This is a genomic window from Nostoc sp. (assembly GCF_036917555.1).
Lineage (GTDB): Bacteria > Cyanobacteriota > Cyanobacteriia > Cyanobacteriales > Nostocaceae > Nostoc.
Genome location: NZ_JBALDD010000023.1, coordinates 310723 through 325074, shown reverse-complemented (window position 1 = coordinate 325074; position 14352 = coordinate 310723). Strand labels below are relative to the sequence as shown.

Sequence of the window (14352 nt, the reverse complement as noted above, 5' to 3'; positions counted from 1 at the left end):
CAACTATTATGTCAATAAATGTTTACCTTGCACTACCTCAAAACCATCAGTTCCGTCTTTGCATTGGTTTGCAAATTGCGAGATAGTATTTTTTAACTCATTATCAAAACCCAACCAATCAATTAATAACTGCAAATATCTATTTGTATTATTTTGTTTTTCTGTAAGATAATTTTTTAAAGCAAAGGACAAAATATATCTTAGAGGCTGTTCGGCATTAACAGGAGACCACTGGGCTTGCTTTGTATGCTGAAAATAAAAATTTGGTGTTTCTCCAGATTGTTTTGGTCGTCCTACATAACTAAAAGCCACACCTCCTATTGTTTGAATTGGTGCAATAACTACAGCCGTAGAAGAGCTTCTGTGACCTAAATCTTTAAGAAGTACATGGTATTTTTCATGGATTTTCAACTTAATTTTTTCGGATTCACCATTTTGAATGTATTTTTCACATTTCACAGGGACAAACATCACTAGTTTTGATTCGGATTTATCAACTTTCTCATAGGCTTCTCTTAATAATTGCTTAACTATGTCACCCATATTGATTGTTTCGTGATACTTGGCATCCTGCTCCATTAAAGCAGGAGTATCTATTGCAATAATAGTAACAGGAGATTCCCGTAAAAAAGAAATAACTTCATTACGATTTAGTGAGTTAGATGTCATCCATCCACCGGGGTAATCTACGAATTCAAATAGTAATTTTTTGCTTCTAGGTTTCTGGCTATTAGAAAGATAAAAATAATATTTTGCATAGTTGTTTGTTCCATCCAAGCCATTTTCAGAGATAAAATTTTTCTCATCAAGCAGTTTTAACAATTTTTTTCTATAATTCAGTAGCATTCCTGTAGCTTGTGCTTTTGAGATTTCATCATCAGGCTTGCCAGGATTAAGTCTCATGACAGTATTGGCTAGAGCTTCTTCCACACGGGAATGCATTACTGTCAATATCGTTGTTTTTCCTACACCTGAAGGGCCTAGCATGGTAACTTTAAACGGTGTTGATTCTGGCATTTATTAACTCCTTTACATTAAAGTTTGTCTAATTTTCCTAGTCCAAAAATTATAAAAATTCTCTTTTGTTGTATTGTGCAACTCGTTCAATTGCGTTTAGCCAATCCTGACGGATACCATTTAGCTTTCTTTCCTGAGCAAATTTATTATCCCATACTTGCGCTCTTTCCTGGTAGTAAAATCTTTCCCATCCTTGTTCTGCACCATCAGAACGTAGTACCTGATCGACAAATTCTTCTACAATGCCAAAGGCAGCATCAGCTGGCTCTGTGGAAAATTTTTCTAATTCTTGAAGACATAAAGACAAACCTTGATCGTAAAAACGGTCAATTTTCATCAAAACGTCCTCAGCATCAGGATTATTCTTAAGACGAGCTGTCAAATCAGGTGTAAGGCAATTGAGATGTTGGCGAATTCGGTGTTGAAATAAATTACGATAGGATATTTTAAAGTTTGATAGAATTTCAAAACCTTCTTTGATTCTTTGTAGTGAAGGATGTTCTGGCAAGTTGTCTGCCATATATTCTAGAAATTCTGCTTCTCTTTGGTCTGTCAAACTACCCAACATTCCTCCGTCTGCATCTACTAATACATTTGTTACCTTAGATTTAACATCGTTGATTAATTCCTCAAGACCAGCATCTATTTTTAGAAATTCTCGCGACAGATGAGTGCGGCATTTATGTAAATATTCACTATAAGCACTATCGTAACTTTTTAGTTGATTTCGCAGCATTTCTATTTGTACCTTTTCTGGTATTACATATTCCCTACTCTGGTCGCAAGCTTCTTCTATTTGTTCTAGCTGATTTTGGAAGATAGTAGATATTTCTCCCTTATAAGCATCTTCTCGAATTTCTTTAAGTAGTTCCTCTAATTTGTTTGTAAGTTGTCCCCAAACAGACGAGAATAAGGGTCTAAAGTCAGGTACTTCAATAGCGTCATTACCCATTCTTGATAGTTCACCTAAAGCTCTGCGAGCTTTCTCTAATTCTGTGCTTACAGCATTATGAATCCGCAATAATTCCTGGTAGCAGAAATTAGAATAATCCAGATCCAAACGCTCGAGATTTTTGATGAGGTAATCGAGAATCTGGTCAAGAATCTTTGTTTTTGCTTCTGTGGGGTCGGCACAATTAGCAATAATGATGGGTTTAACAACCTCTATTACTTGCTTATCTAAACTTTTCGCAAAGTATTCACATAGTTCCAAATTCTCACCGTTCTTATGTTTATTGAGAACCATGAAAGACCATTCTTTTATGGGTAGACGTAAAGCCTTATTTGCGGTGCTATATAACTCCACATCTTTTACATCCCAGTCGTCACCTGTTGATTTGGGGAAACGGACAAAAATTGCAGCATCCACTTCTTCGCCAAGAATTTTTATTAACTGCTCTTCTGCCCCAATACCTGTTTCTCCCAAACCAGGCATATCTACTAATGCAATATTACCTATATCAGTATTGGGAAATTCACAAAACAGTTCAACTTTTTGGACTGCCATGTATTTAAAGTAAATATGATTTCCCTCAGAGTCATTTTGTGCAACATATTCTCTAATTTCGTGCTTTTGAATTTGTTTATTTTGTGCCTCAAGCAGCAAGGATTGGTATTTATCCAAATTGGTGTGATACTTTTCCAGATACCTGTACTGTGCTTTAGAAACCGCATCGTCTAGTTCATCAGGTAAAGGAGGAAGAGGTAAAGCAAACTCTGCTAGGGTATCCGGTGCTGCTCCTAAGCGAAGTTTCTCAAAATAGGGTCTGATGATCTCATTCAGGAATGTTTGTTCAGAATGAAAATATACTATGCCATACGTAGCAACTTCTGGGCGATGGTGGATAGTGCAACGAGCACCTGTACAAAATCCTTTATCACTATCGGGTATCTCAGTAGTAGAAAGGCCAGTTAAGCTTTGAAGTAGGCGACTTTTTCCTTGTCTGGCTATTCCAACTACCCCTAAGTTCAAAGTGTTACGGGCAAAACGAGAACTCAGCTTTTCTAAGTCTTTTAGTTCAATGGTAATTTCTGTTTTGATTTTAGAAAAATCAATTTCCTGTAAGGCTTGAAGAAATTGGGGATCGCCCGGAATGGTGCTTAGTTTTTCTGCTGTAGTTTGTTGCAGTTTTTCTAGCTTGTGAATTTCTGAGTTTAGCAATACAAGATTCTTCTGTACTTTTTTAAGTTTTTCATTCAAAGGCTTGCGCTTGGAAATAATGCTGTTAATTTTCTCAGTTCTGTTCATAAAGATTATTAAAAATGATAAATAAATTTCTCGAATCTATATTGAAATGTATGCAGGAGTATATACCACCCGAAAACCGACAGATCGATTAGGCGAGTTTGATGCCAAACATGTACGATACGCTGAACGGCAATATACAGGAAGGTGGTCCCAAGAGCCACCACGTATCACATAATTATCATTGTTATTATTATTCAGCCATATACTTCCATCTGTTGGCGCATTTTCGTAATTCTCATGCCAATGGTCTGCACACCACTCAAAGACGTTGCCGTGCATATCGTATAATCCAAATTCATTGGCTCCTTCCAATTTGTTTACAGGGGTTGTTTTTTGTCGATAAGTGTTTCTCAAAGGTATGTCATTATTATCACCATTAAAGTTAGATACAAGCGTTTTAATTTCGTCGCCACAATGAAATAATGTGGTTGTTCCCCCACGACAAGCATATTCCCATTCTGCTTCACTAGGCAAACGATATTTTCTTCCAGTATAGTTTGAGATACGTGAGCAAAACTCCACCGCTTGATGCCAGGTAATGGACTCTACTGGTAGATTTTTTTCTTCTTTAAAATGGGATGGTTGTGGCTCAAGACGGTCTCTTACTATTGGGAGAGACACTACTGCATCCCATTGTGCCTGTGTGATAGGATACTTACTCATAAAAAATGGTTGTATATTTACTGTATGTTGGGGTTGCTCGTGTTTGAAGTTCTCTATAATATCTTGTTCTATCGAATACCACTGGCAAAGTGCGCTTATTTGACCATCTGTTGTTCCCATCTCGAATTTTCCATTTTTGATAAATACCATATCTAGCTTTACACTATCTACTAAAGTCTCAGTAAAGTATTCAGCACTGTCACTTGTAACCCTTGGTTTTCTATCTCGTGGATTATTATAAGTGATACGCTGAAAATTAAATGATTTTAAGGGAGAATTTCTTATAATTTCACAACAGTAAGCGGTAATATCATCTTCATGCTCTTTACCTTTAACTGTTGTTTCAACGAAATCTCTTATTAAGTCTTCGTAATACTGAAGCTTATTAAACGTTTCTTCATCAATATAAAGCCAACCAGGCTTTCCTGTACTCAGCCGTGCAACTGTAAACAAAACACTGTGTCCTATTATTTTGTCAAGACATTGTTTAGATTTGTTATACATAACGTTTCCGGTTGCTATACCAATGCGAAATATTCTCTGGTATTCTTTCCTCGTTTTGTTATCTGTGTTAAGCTTTTTGCAAAAAGTTTTAACAAATTTGTAGGCATTCTCTACTTTTTCAAATGAAATGCGATAGCCATCCCCACCTAAAGGGTGCAATTGATCATATTCAGAACCCAAAGATTCTTTTATTGGATTAAAAGCATCTGTGACATCTTTTTCAAGTTCTTTAGTAAATTGTAATACTCCTTGTTCTCCCATTATTTCAAAAAGATCACTAGTAGTTCTTGAAGACTTGACTAGATCCATTTGAACTATAGTTAACGTTAATTTTTCTGCTTCTAGCTGATTTATCATAAAAATCTTTACTCTGTGAGTCTAAAATTAGAAACATTACCTCTTCTTTAAGAAATAGAGAAAGAGAGAGTAATAGTTGTTAAAAAAATTATATCTGGCTAATTTTTTGCCATGCCTATTATTGGAAATAATGTAAATATGTTTATAAAAATCCTAATTTAAAAATGCCTATAAATAACAAAATTTATGATGAGTGAAAGGGGAATCACTAAAATAGATACAATTAAGACGTATATTGCATAGGTGAAAAATTGATACTTTAAATAAGTAATTTGAGCATTTATGCTAATTTGTTCAGCAATATCTTTATATTCTTTTTTATAAGGTGAAGATAGTTCACTATCAAAGTAGTGTTTATTTAGTGCATCCAGCAATTCAGTTGCATTATATTTCTGCAAGTGTCCAAAAAACCAAAAATTATCTGCATCCTTCCTGATAAAAGTTACATTTTTAGGTGGTCTAGTTCGCAACCATACAAAACGCTCCAAATTTGTTTTAGGCAGAAATGAAAAGGAGCAAATTAAAGAGCAAATACACAGGAGAGAAGTAGTCAACAACAAACCAAAATTTAAGGAATTTGGAATTTTTGGTGCTGTAGTTAAAAGAGTGATAGTTGCAGTAATACCAGTACCTGAAAAAGCTAGGAGAACACCATTTTTAGCCTCTGCAAACTTCAGCCAGTCATTCACATTCTGAAAAATTGCTGTAAGCTTGGAATAAACTTCATCCATAAAATGTTACTTATCAAATTTTACTAATGAATTTACCGCAATAATTCTCACATCAGCCTTACTATCAGCAAACTCTAATTAAAAGCAATTTTCACTCTTTAAATGACCTACCAATTGCGCCTCACTAGCCAACTATTGCTTGATTAACTCCACTACAACTTGGCTTATCTTCAACCCACATAAAGCGCAAGCTGCATGAAACTGCTTTTTGAAATTGTCTGTAATACAGATGTACATAGTAGTTAGTTTTAGTAATGTATATACAAAGCTACAAATGTATAGAACCTGATTCCAGATTGATATTAGCAATATTCAGTAAATTTACGATAGGAGCTAAAATCAGGGGAAATATATATAAAGTGTAATAACCCTTTAATAGCAAAGGTTTTGGCGTTTTGTAATTGAGTAAATTTTTTCATCGATATTCTTGTCCAGCAAAAACTTCAGAGATTAGGTGCGTTTGCTCTGGATTTATCGTGATGGGTAAATGAACGCCCATAATACTAAAATAGCATATATCTTCTTATATGCTCAAGCTAATAACTTTATCTTAAGCATTCACCCTTGCTTAAAACATCTGAAGAACGTCTAGTATTTAAGCTCAACTCAACGAATTGTGTAGCCTAACCATAACTTTCGTTGAGTTCATTGTGCGATCGCCCTCGCTCCAAAACTCGTAGTGATAGTACGCCTGCGGGTAATCTCTGCCGACTATCGTGGCTTTCGATATGTTTGTGAAATGTTAAAGCCTCGACTCCGCTCGGCTTTAACCCTGAGCGAAGCCGAAGGGTTAAAAATGCTTCCTTAAATGCCTGAGCCTATTTTAGTAGCCCAAATTTTTGCCAAGCTTACTTCTTGAGGACGTATCCATCCCGTTTCTATAGGCTTGGAACCCTCGTAAATTGGCTAAGGTATTGATATTTATGATACTTTTGAGCGCGATCGCCTTCGCCGTAAATCGGGTTAAGGCAAGAAAACTCATCATCTAATACCTCAACACGACTTTGAAGTACCTCAAAACGACTTTGAAGTACCTCAACACGACTTTGAAGTACCTCAACACGACTTTGGAGTACCTCAACACGACTTTGGAGTACCTCAACACGACTTTGAAGTACCTCAACACGACTTTGGAGTACCTCAAAACGACTTTGGAGTACCTCAAAACGACTTTGGAGTACCTCAAAACGACTTTGGAGTATCTGTTGCTTATTTAATGTTACTTTTTTGACAAGTTTAATAAATACCTCAGTACAATCCACTAAAAATAATTAGGTCGATCTTAATTTGCTTTAATTTTTCCGAATTATCTCTCAGAGAAGTTTATGGTTGCATTGGCTAGAGTACATGCAGTAATCCTATAACTTCCTTCAGGAGCGCATTTTATGGCACGACTAAAACGCAGTTCACTGACTCTAGAAAAGGCTCTCCGTCGAATTGCAGGAATGCGATCAATTAGCCCGACGCTAGAATTTGGCAACGGATTAAATTTGACAGACTACGACAGCCGCATCCAAACCTTGCAAACCCAGCTATCTACCTACAACACTTTACTCTCTAGCATAGATGAAATGGCAGGTCGCCTCTCTCTAATTGAAGAAGAATTGCGCGGCTACTCTGAAAAGATGTTAATGAGTGTGGCAACGCATTATGGCAAAGACAGTTTGCAATATGTCCAGGCAGGAGGCAAGTCACGCAAGAAATTATCACGCCGTTCGAGCAACACCCAATCCCCATCTGATACCGTTTTACTTTAAGACTGATACAGATGGCAGGCAAAGGAGGCAGGGGAGGCAGGGGAAGTAATTTGTATCAATAATTTAGTGAAATGGTATGAGAGTACAGCTAATCTCCCCACTTTTATCCTGGCTTATGATCCAAACGAGTCGCTTGCTCTAGGGCGGCTTTTTCTTTGGCTCGACGGACATAAGGTTGTAATTGCGCGCGATCGCAAGCTGTAAAAATACTCAGGTTTTCTAAAGCGATCCCTCGCATTAACATTTCTACGCGCCAGGTTTGTTGTGCTTGGGCGATCGCTGGTGTTTGTCCTTGGGGAGTTAATAATCCTTCACTCCATATTTGCCAACGTGTCTCAAGTTCTGATTCTGAGATGCGTGTGCCTGTTTCATTCAGAAACATGGCTGTTTGAGCATCTTTACGACTTTTCAGCCATTTGATTAAGGGATTATTAGTAAAAGAACCGTAGCGTTTGCCCAAAATCCACTGATTTACAGGGACTTGACGCACAAATCCGGGGATTGTGATTTGCAGGAAGTGCCCTTGAGTATCGTAGATTTGGTGCGATCGCTCCAAGCTAGTTATTTCTGTGGCGGATAACCCAGCCCCAAATAATACGTAAGCCAAGGCATAATCTCGTACTCCAAATTTCCTAGACTGTTGCAGAATTTCGTGAACTAAACTAGCTGGCAAATCAGCTATTTCTGTGGTGGTGAATCCTCCTTGTAAGGAGTTTATTGCTGATTCTGCTGAGGATGACATCGCTCCATGTAAAAACAACTCCACCAAATTTTCGAGAAAATCATCCCGATCCTCCCAAAGTTCGTGAAATTCGCTGGTGAACTCAATTACTGCATATCCCAAAATCATCCCATTCAGCAAACTTGCTAATTTTTCTGCAGGTAAATAGGTATTTAGGTGTCCTTGCTGGATTACAGTAGCTAAATACTGAGCTACATAACGGTTTGCCTCAGTTACTCCCCTGCCTAGTGCGCGGCGATTTTCTGCCGGAAATTGGTCAGCTTCACCTACTACAGATCGGACGAACTCTGGTACTCGTTCTAATGCATGTAAGCTATCACTTGCATAATCTTTAAGAGCTTGGTAAACATTGCCAGGAGGTGTTGCCCGCCGCACCAGCGACTCACCTAAATCCTTGAAGGCTGCGGACTCTTCCAGCACAGCTAAAAGCAGTCCATGCTTATTGCCAAAATTCCGAAATAGAGTCACTTCATTGACTTCGGCTTTTTCAGCAATTTGGCGGGTTGTGGTAGCGCTTACTCCCTGAGCAGAAAACAACTCAAGTGCAGCTTGAATTAGGCGTTGACGAGTGGAAATGAGTTGAGATGACATAGAGAAATGCAAGTGGCACTTGCAGGGTTATCAGAGTTCTGCTAGCATAACAAATGTAAGTGATACTTGCTTTACTCTACCCTACGGGTGACGCTCCTGCGTCGTTAGCGCTGCGCTAACGCCAGTCGCTAATGGGGGAAACCCCCATCGCCTTTGGCGTCTCCCCTTCTCCCAAAAGGAGAGGCTAACGCCAAGGCAGAAGACCGCGTTGGCTCACTGTAACTAACTGGTGAGAGGGTGGATAAATCCTTAGTGGGATTATGCCCAATAAAAAGTAAATCACTTCATCATCCATCAACAGGAATTTTTATGACCGCAAATTTTGGGGCGATCGCCCGTGAGAAAGGCAACTCACCTCAACTCAGTTGGACAAATGTAGTATTTTTTGCTACATTTCATGCTTTAGCACTTCTGGCTCCTTGGTTTTTCTCCTGGCCAGCATTAGGTTTGCTAGTGTTTCTCCACTGGTTATTCGGGAGTATTGGTATTTGCCTGGGATATCACCGACTACTGAGCCATAAAAGTTTCCAGGTTCCTAAGTGGTTAGAGTATGCGATCGCCCTGATCGGAGCGCTGGCTTTACAAGGTGGGCCAATTTTTTGGGTAGGTGGACACCGCCAGCATCACGCCCACACAGAAGATATCAATTTAGATCCCTATTCTGCTCAAAGAGGATTTTGGTGGAGCCATATATTGTGGATTTTTTACCCACGTCCAGAATTTTTTGACTATGAAACCTATAAAAAATATGCCCCTGATTTAGCCAGACAACCCTTTTATTGCTGGCTAGATCGTTACTTCTTGCTGTTGCAAATACCCTTCGGACTGCTGCTTTATGCCTTAGGAGGATGGCCTTTCGTATTCTACGGAGTCTTTCTCAGATGTGTCTTGCTTTGGCATTCAACCTGGTTTGTGAACTCAGCATCACACCTATGGGGTTATCGTACCTTTGATGCTAATGATGGCGCTCGTAATCTTTGGTGGGTATCCCTCGTCACTTATGGAGAAGGATGGCATAACAACCATCATACTTATCCCCACATGGCGAAATCTGGGTTGTCTTGGTGGGAAATTGATGTTACTTGGTGGAGTATCCTAGTGTTGCAGACTTTGGGTTTAGCTAAAAAAGTTATCTCGCATCCTCCTCAAGGTGCAACTCACGGCTAAATTGCAACTAAATTATCATGAATTTGTTATGCCGATTGCTTCTTGCAGTCGGCTTACTAATTTTTCTCAGTAGTGTTTCACGGTAAAATCTAACGGATTAAATCACCGCAATACATCAAGTGTGAAAACTGACAGCATTTTTTATCGTCTTTTTCAAGAACTTCCTGGGATCTTTTTTGAATTAATTGGTAATTCACCTCAAACGGCAAAGACTTATAAATTCTCCTCAATTGAAATCAAGCAAATTGCATTCACGGTAGTTAATCAATTCCTTGGTCAGTTCATTCTCTGGTAGCCTTCCAGTTTCTACACCAGTTAGGACGTACTGCCACAGGCTGATTCGACACAATGACGAACTGCTAGGCTTTTTTACGAGTCCATCTCCTGACTGTTCCAGAACAGTACCCATCCCCAAACGCATTTTGAAAGTGTCGCGGCTGCGGTTGCGTTTAATTCGTTTGGTATCGCCGGCTAAACGTCAGACTGTGGTTTCTCCATTTTTGCGATCGCGCTCGGTTCGCTTCACTTCCCTGACTTCGTATTCAATGACTGGCCTGCCGTTGACACCCAGGAACGACTCAAAGGGATAAATCCTGGTGAGTAAACGCGATGTCTACGACGGGCTTCGCCTACGCACTTGCAACCTAAAGCCGAACTTATCAAAGACGCTCATGTAAGGCTTAAATGCTGACTCAGACAACATTTCACTGATTTTTGCTTCCAAGCGCTGCTCATAGAGTGAGATATCACACATCCATTCGGCGTGTAGTTCCAAGATTGGGTCAATTTCAATGCCGTAGTTTTTGGCAATGGATATTTTATAGCGATTTTCAATTCTGGTTTTCCTGGCGGGGGAAATTTCAAGCCTATTAGCCAACCATGCCCACAGAGGAGGCAAAAATCCCGCAGTGGAAATGCTCTGAAAAGTAATGCCTGTGACGGACTTGATTAATCAGCGCTTCGATTAATCCCTCTCTGTCAGCCACAGGTAAGGAGCTATTAACTTGATGCCCAACCACGTAGATTTCATCGCGGCATCTGCCAGGGGACTCGTCGCATAACTGAATCGCAAGAGCAGAAATTAAATACAGTTTTTCGTATCTGGTCATCAGTTCAAAGGTACTACTGTACTCCTCTTGGAGCGATTCCAGTAAGGAACCGTCGTTTGTGATGTAGCTGGTGAAAAACCCTATTGGCTTTGACATTGGTAGAATTTCCTTAGTTAAATACTGCATTGTTTGGCTGGCGTTAGCGCAGCTCGCCGTAGGCATCGCTTTCCGATCAATAGGGACGGTAGGCTGATCGCCTTTTCAATTACTTATTCCTCCTCGTTTGATTCCTCAGACTGGTTGCTCATTACGATATTCAGGGTACAGCCTTGAGTCTAGATGTCAACGATGGGATAATGCCGATCGCCATTGACAACGTTTGTTATAAATACCTCCGTCCCAGTAGGGTAGCTTTGCAGTTTTTCAATCAGTTCTCGAATAATCATCCTCGTCGTACTCCTTCTCGCCGATAACGATAGTCACGCCGTCGCTTTCAGATTTGAAATCAACGATCACAAATTCAAGATCATCAACATCTTTGATAGTTACCACCGTCGCACCTGGGTAGTGTTTCAGGTTTTCAATCAGTTCTAGAACTGTGGTTGTCATCTGGTTTCCGTAGGTTTGTGTGCAGACATCAAAATATCACCGTGCGGCAAACTCGTTACCGCGCTCAGTTCTCTGGTGATGGAGAGGGTGTTTCCGCGCCAGGGCATAAAAGCAGTGGTGCAGGTGAGTTGTTCCAGTTTAATGGTGTGTCCCCACAGGCACTAGGCAAATGACAAATGACAAATAACTTAAATTTCCCTAACCCAGAAGATTACAACGAAGCGTATTACGTAATTCTGGAATACCTACCCGAATGTTCTTGCTATTTTCCGCAAATTATTTTGCAAGAAGACTATTGTTAGGTAAGTTTAATTTAATAGTTTTCGATGATTTAAATATTAATTATTTCGGATCACTTCAAGTTCCCAAATGGTTTATTAATGCCAATATTGCTATCTATCAATATGAAGGAATGGATACGACGACGTTAGAGGATGATGTAACAGCGATTAAAACAGCGCTACGAATATAATGAAATTTGATGTTACTCTACTCAGCTTACTATTATCTTTAGTAGTTGCAATATCTGGCTGGGTCGCACGATGGCGGGATAAGCTGAAATTTGAAAAGCAACAGGCTATTTTTGAGAGGCAGCAAGCTATTCATCAAGCTGAAGCTGCTGCTGTAAAAGCGGTGAACGAGCAGCGCGATTTTAATCACCTCCGCAGCAACCAAGTGCAAATTTCACAAGGTATTGCTACTGGATTTGATGAGATTGAACGCAAACTAGACCACCTTCTTGAACAAGTCGGTGAGATTAAGGCGTGGTTAATCCGAAATCAAGGTACTATTCACAGCGAGTAACTCACTGGGGATTCCGTATAGATGGCGTTTTTCTCCCAACACAAGGAGAAGAAAATCCGATTTACTTTGTTGAAGTCCAGTTTCAAACTGACACAGAAATTTATTCACGCTTATTTTCAGAAATTTCTTTATACTTACGCCAAAATAAACTGAAAAATTCTTGGCGAGGAGTAGTTATCTATCCCAATCGCAGTTTAGATACAGCAGATATCAAGAATTACAGTAAATTTTTCACTAGCAAACGCGTCAGTTGCATTTATCTTAATGAATTAGGTGAAACTGCATCATTGCCAGTTGGAATTGCTACGATGAAATTAGTCGTTGATGAAGAGGAGACAGCAATTATAGCTGCTAGGCAGTTAATAGAGAGAACCCAGCAAGAAATCAACATCGAACTACAACGGCGGCAGTTACTAGAATTGATAGAGACAATATTAGTTTACAAGTTTCTGACGATGAGTCGAGAGGAGATTGAAGGTATGTTTGGGTTAAGTGATTTGAAACAAACACGAGTTTATCAAGAAGGTAAGCAGGAAGGCAAGCAAGAAGGAGTGTGTGAAGAAAAGTTTAGAATGATACCTTTGTTGTTGAGATTGGGATTGAGTTTTGAAGAAACTGCGAAAGAGTTAGGTTTGAGTCTAGAAGAGATTCAACAAGAAATGCACAAACAGCCTCCAAGTCAGCATACGTAACCTACAATTACAGCAGAATTCAGAATTCAGAATTCAGAATGGGCTACGCAGGGCGTAGCTAACAAAAGTAAAACAGGTTTTATACCTGGCTTTGAGACTTAGCTTGTGTACCTCACTAACTTGAAATTCGCTGTATCCTTTATCACGAATTTACCTACATATTCTTGCTATTTTCCATTTGCACAATTTTTAATTTTTTCTATGATTTCGCTCTCTCCTATTCTTCAAGCTAGACTCTCCCAACCCTTAAAGATTGGCTCCTTCGAGGTCAAAAGTCGGGTTCTCCAGTCGCCTCTATCTGGAGTGACAGATATGGTGTTTCGCCGTCTCGTGCGTCGCTATGCACCAGATTCAATGATGTATACCGAAATGGTGAATGCTACAGGGTTGCATTATGTCAAGCAGTTGCCCAAAATCATGGAGGTAGATCCCAACGAACGCCCGATTAGCGTTCAACTATTTGATTGCCGCCCAGATTTCCTGGCAGAAGCAGCAATAAAGGCAGTTGCCGAAGGTGCTGATACTGTTGATATTAATATGGGTTGTCCGGTTAATAAAATCACTAAAAATGGTGGTGGTTCTTCGTTGTTGCGGCAACCAGAAGTAGCAGAAGCAATTGTGCGGGAAGTGGTAAAAGCTGTTGATGTACCTGTGACAGTAAAAACCCGTATTGGCTGGAATGATAACGAAATTACTATTCTCGACTTTGCCAAGCGAATGGAAGATGCCGGGGCGAAAATGATTACGGTACATGGACGCACCCGCGCTCAAGGGTACAACGGTAATGCCCGTTGGGAATGGATTACCCGTGTAAAAGAAGTGCTTTCTATCCCAGTGATTGGGAATGGAGATATTTTTTCCGTTGAAGCAGCGGTGAAATGTTTAGAACAAACTGGCGCTGATGGCGTCATGTGTTCCCGTGGGACCTTGGGTTATCCGTTTTTGGTGGGAGAAATCGATCGCTTCCTAAAAACTGGTGAGATATTACCACCACCTACCCCAATTCAGCGCTTGGAATGTGCAAGAGATCATTTACAAGCTTTGTGGGAATATAAAGGCGATCGCGGTGTACGTCAAGCCCGTAAGCACATGACTTGGTATGCTAAAGGTTTCGTCGGTGCTGCCGAACTTCGAGGACAGCTAAGTTTAGTTGAAAGAGTAGATCAAGGTTTGGCAATGATTGACCAAGCAATTGAAAAATTAGCTAATGGTTATGAATTAGAAGAAACACAAAGTAGTTTGGTAATGCTTTAAAAAATTGATTTGACTATATGGTGATGACTGTTAGAAGTGAAAAATTAATATTAAATAAAAATGATTAAAATTAATTTAATTCCATAAGCACTGACTATACGCAAAGTTTCCTTAGTGCTTTGTAAATTTAAACTTTTGGCTCCTTTAATAAATCTTTATAGTGTATA

The 14352-nt window shown here is 39.5% G+C and carries 17 protein-coding genes and 1 pseudogene; 8 read left to right on the top strand and 10 right to left on the bottom strand.

Going from position 1 to position 14352, the window contains the following annotated elements:
* Nucleotides 1–6 precede the first annotated feature (6 nt).
* From V7K60_RS10055 to V7K60_RS10035, 5 genes are all read right to left on the bottom strand, one after another.
* The gene (locus V7K60_RS10055) at nt 7–1017 is read right to left on the bottom strand and encodes a hypothetical protein (protein ID WP_334925084.1); all 1011 of its coding nucleotides are present in this window, start codon (nt 1015–1017) and stop codon (nt 7–9) included.
* A gap of 49 nt (nt 1018–1066) precedes the next feature.
* Nucleotides 1067–3265 (bottom strand): GTPase domain-containing protein, encoded by a 2199-nt coding sequence (locus V7K60_RS10050; RefSeq protein ID WP_334925082.1) that lies wholly within the window; start codon nt 3263–3265, stop codon nt 1067–1069.
* A gap of 36 nt (nt 3266–3301) precedes the next feature.
* A complete protein-coding gene (locus tag V7K60_RS10045) occupies nt 3302–4789 on the bottom strand; it encodes an SUMF1/EgtB/PvdO family nonheme iron enzyme (protein WP_334925080.1) in 1488 nt (495 codons plus the stop codon).
* A 158-nt stretch (nt 4790–4947) separates the two neighbouring features.
* Complete coding sequence (locus tag V7K60_RS10040; protein WP_334925078.1) at nt 4948–5520, bottom strand: hypothetical protein; 573 nt, start codon at nt 5518–5520, stop codon at nt 4948–4950.
* An 878-nt stretch (nt 5521–6398) separates the two neighbouring features.
* Entirely contained in the window at nt 6399–6782 is a 384-nt protein-coding gene (locus V7K60_RS10035; RefSeq protein WP_334925076.1) for a hypothetical protein, read from the bottom strand.
* A gap of 123 nt (nt 6783–6905) precedes the next feature.
* Between V7K60_RS10035 and V7K60_RS10030 the strand changes: the two genes are divergently transcribed.
* On the top strand, nt 6906–7277 hold the full coding sequence (locus V7K60_RS10030) for a hypothetical protein (RefSeq protein WP_334925074.1): 372 nt from the start codon (nt 6906–6908) through the stop codon (nt 7275–7277).
* A gap of 103 nt (nt 7278–7380) precedes the next feature.
* Here the strand turns inward: V7K60_RS10030 and V7K60_RS10025 are convergent, their stop codons facing one another.
* Nucleotides 7381–8610: a TetR family transcriptional regulator gene (locus V7K60_RS10025; RefSeq protein ID WP_334925072.1), complete on the bottom strand. Its 1230-nt coding sequence runs from the start codon at nt 8608–8610 to the stop codon at nt 7381–7383.
* A 309-nt stretch (nt 8611–8919) separates the two neighbouring features.
* On the opposite strand from V7K60_RS10025, the gene V7K60_RS10020 reads away from it, so the two are divergent.
* A complete protein-coding gene (locus V7K60_RS10020) occupies nt 8920–9777 on the top strand; it encodes an acyl-CoA desaturase (RefSeq protein ID WP_334925070.1) in 858 nt (285 codons plus the stop codon).
* A 121-nt stretch (nt 9778–9898) separates the two neighbouring features.
* Nucleotides 9899–10051 (top strand): annotated as a pseudogene (locus V7K60_RS10015) (DUF2887 domain-containing protein); the annotation flags it as partial.
* Here V7K60_RS10015 and V7K60_RS10010 read toward each other — a convergent pair.
* The 4 genes from V7K60_RS10010 to V7K60_RS09995 form a co-directional block, all read right to left on the bottom strand.
* Nucleotides 10004–10198: a hypothetical protein gene (locus V7K60_RS10010; protein WP_334925553.1), complete on the bottom strand. Its 195-nt coding sequence runs from the start codon at nt 10196–10198 to the stop codon at nt 10004–10006. The pseudogene V7K60_RS10015 and the gene V7K60_RS10010 sit on opposite strands and share 48 nt — an antisense overlap.
* Before the next feature lie 192 nt (nt 10199–10390).
* On the bottom strand, nt 10391–10654 hold the full coding sequence (locus V7K60_RS10005; RefSeq protein ID WP_334925068.1) for a hypothetical protein: 264 nt from the start codon (nt 10652–10654) through the stop codon (nt 10391–10393).
* Entirely contained in the window at nt 10647–10982 is a 336-nt protein-coding gene (locus V7K60_RS10000; protein ID WP_334925067.1) for a hypothetical protein, read from the bottom strand. The genes V7K60_RS10005 and V7K60_RS10000 overlap by 8 nt, the downstream gene beginning before the upstream one ends.
* Nucleotides 10983–11249: 267 nt before the next feature.
* On the bottom strand, nt 11250–11435 hold the full coding sequence (locus V7K60_RS09995) for a hypothetical protein (protein ID WP_334925065.1): 186 nt from the start codon (nt 11433–11435) through the stop codon (nt 11250–11252).
* Nucleotides 11436–11452: 17 nt separating this feature from the next.
* On the opposite strand from V7K60_RS09995, the gene V7K60_RS09990 reads away from it, so the two are divergent.
* The 5 genes from V7K60_RS09990 (at nt 11453) to dusB (ending at nt 14185) form a co-directional block, all read left to right on the top strand.
* Complete coding sequence (locus V7K60_RS09990) at nt 11453–11608, top strand: hypothetical protein (protein ID WP_334925064.1); 156 nt, start codon at nt 11453–11455, stop codon at nt 11606–11608.
* 3 nt (nt 11609–11611) lie between these two features.
* On the top strand, nt 11612–11737 hold the full coding sequence (locus tag V7K60_RS09985) for a hypothetical protein (protein ID WP_334925062.1): 126 nt from the start codon (nt 11612–11614) through the stop codon (nt 11735–11737).
* A gap of 169 nt (nt 11738–11906) precedes the next feature.
* A complete protein-coding gene (locus V7K60_RS09980) occupies nt 11907–12239 on the top strand; it encodes a hypothetical protein (protein WP_334925061.1) in 333 nt (110 codons plus the stop codon).
* Nucleotides 12200–12931 carry an Rpn family recombination-promoting nuclease/putative transposase gene (locus V7K60_RS09975; protein ID WP_334925059.1) on the top strand — a complete coding sequence of 244 codons (732 nt, stop codon included), beginning with the start codon at nt 12200–12202 and terminating at the stop codon, nt 12929–12931. The genes V7K60_RS09980 and V7K60_RS09975 overlap by 40 nt, the downstream gene beginning before the upstream one ends.
* Nucleotides 12932–13132: 201 nt before the next feature.
* Nucleotides 13133–14185 carry a tRNA dihydrouridine synthase DusB gene (gene dusB, locus V7K60_RS09970; RefSeq protein WP_334925057.1) on the top strand — a complete coding sequence of 351 codons (1053 nt, stop codon included), beginning with the start codon at nt 13133–13135 and terminating at the stop codon, nt 14183–14185.
* Nucleotides 14186–14352 lie beyond the last annotated feature (167 nt).

What these genes read in the sequence shown, in the direction of transcription:
- V7K60_RS10055 (WP_334925084.1), bottom strand. Translation starts at nt 1,017, where the DNA reads ATGCCAGAATCAACACCGTTTAAAGTTACCATGCTAGGCCCTTCAGGT.
- V7K60_RS10000 (WP_334925067.1), bottom strand. Translation starts at nt 10,982, where the DNA reads ATGTCAAAGCCAATAGGGTTTTTCACCAGCTACATCACAAACGACGGT.
- V7K60_RS10050 (WP_334925082.1), bottom strand. Translation starts at nt 3,265, where the DNA reads ATGAACAGAACTGAGAAAATTAACAGCATTATTTCCAAGCGCAAGCCT.
- V7K60_RS10020 (WP_334925070.1), top strand. Translation starts at nt 8,920, where the DNA reads ATGACCGCAAATTTTGGGGCGATCGCCCGTGAGAAAGGCAACTCACCT.
- V7K60_RS10025 (WP_334925072.1), bottom strand. Translation starts at nt 8,610, where the DNA reads ATGTCATCTCAACTCATTTCCACTCGTCAACGCCTAATTCAAGCTGCA.
- V7K60_RS10040 (WP_334925078.1), bottom strand. Translation starts at nt 5,520, where the DNA reads ATGGATGAAGTTTATTCCAAGCTTACAGCAATTTTTCAGAATGTGAAT.
- V7K60_RS10030 (WP_334925074.1), top strand. Translation starts at nt 6,906, where the DNA reads ATGGCACGACTAAAACGCAGTTCACTGACTCTAGAAAAGGCTCTCCGT.
- V7K60_RS10045 (WP_334925080.1), bottom strand. Translation starts at nt 4,789, where the DNA reads ATGATAAATCAGCTAGAAGCAGAAAAATTAACGTTAACTATAGTTCAA.
- dusB (WP_334925057.1), top strand. Translation starts at nt 13,133, where the DNA reads ATGATTTCGCTCTCTCCTATTCTTCAAGCTAGACTCTCCCAACCCTTA.
- V7K60_RS09985 (WP_334925062.1), top strand. Translation starts at nt 11,612, where the DNA reads ATGACAAATAACTTAAATTTCCCTAACCCAGAAGATTACAACGAAGCG.
- V7K60_RS09980 (WP_334925061.1), top strand. Translation starts at nt 11,907, where the DNA reads ATGAAATTTGATGTTACTCTACTCAGCTTACTATTATCTTTAGTAGTT.
- V7K60_RS10010 (WP_334925553.1), bottom strand. Translation starts at nt 10,198, where the DNA reads ATGCGTTTGGGGATGGGTACTGTTCTGGAACAGTCAGGAGATGGACTC.
- V7K60_RS09995 (WP_334925065.1), bottom strand. Translation starts at nt 11,435, where the DNA reads ATGACAACCACAGTTCTAGAACTGATTGAAAACCTGAAACACTACCCA.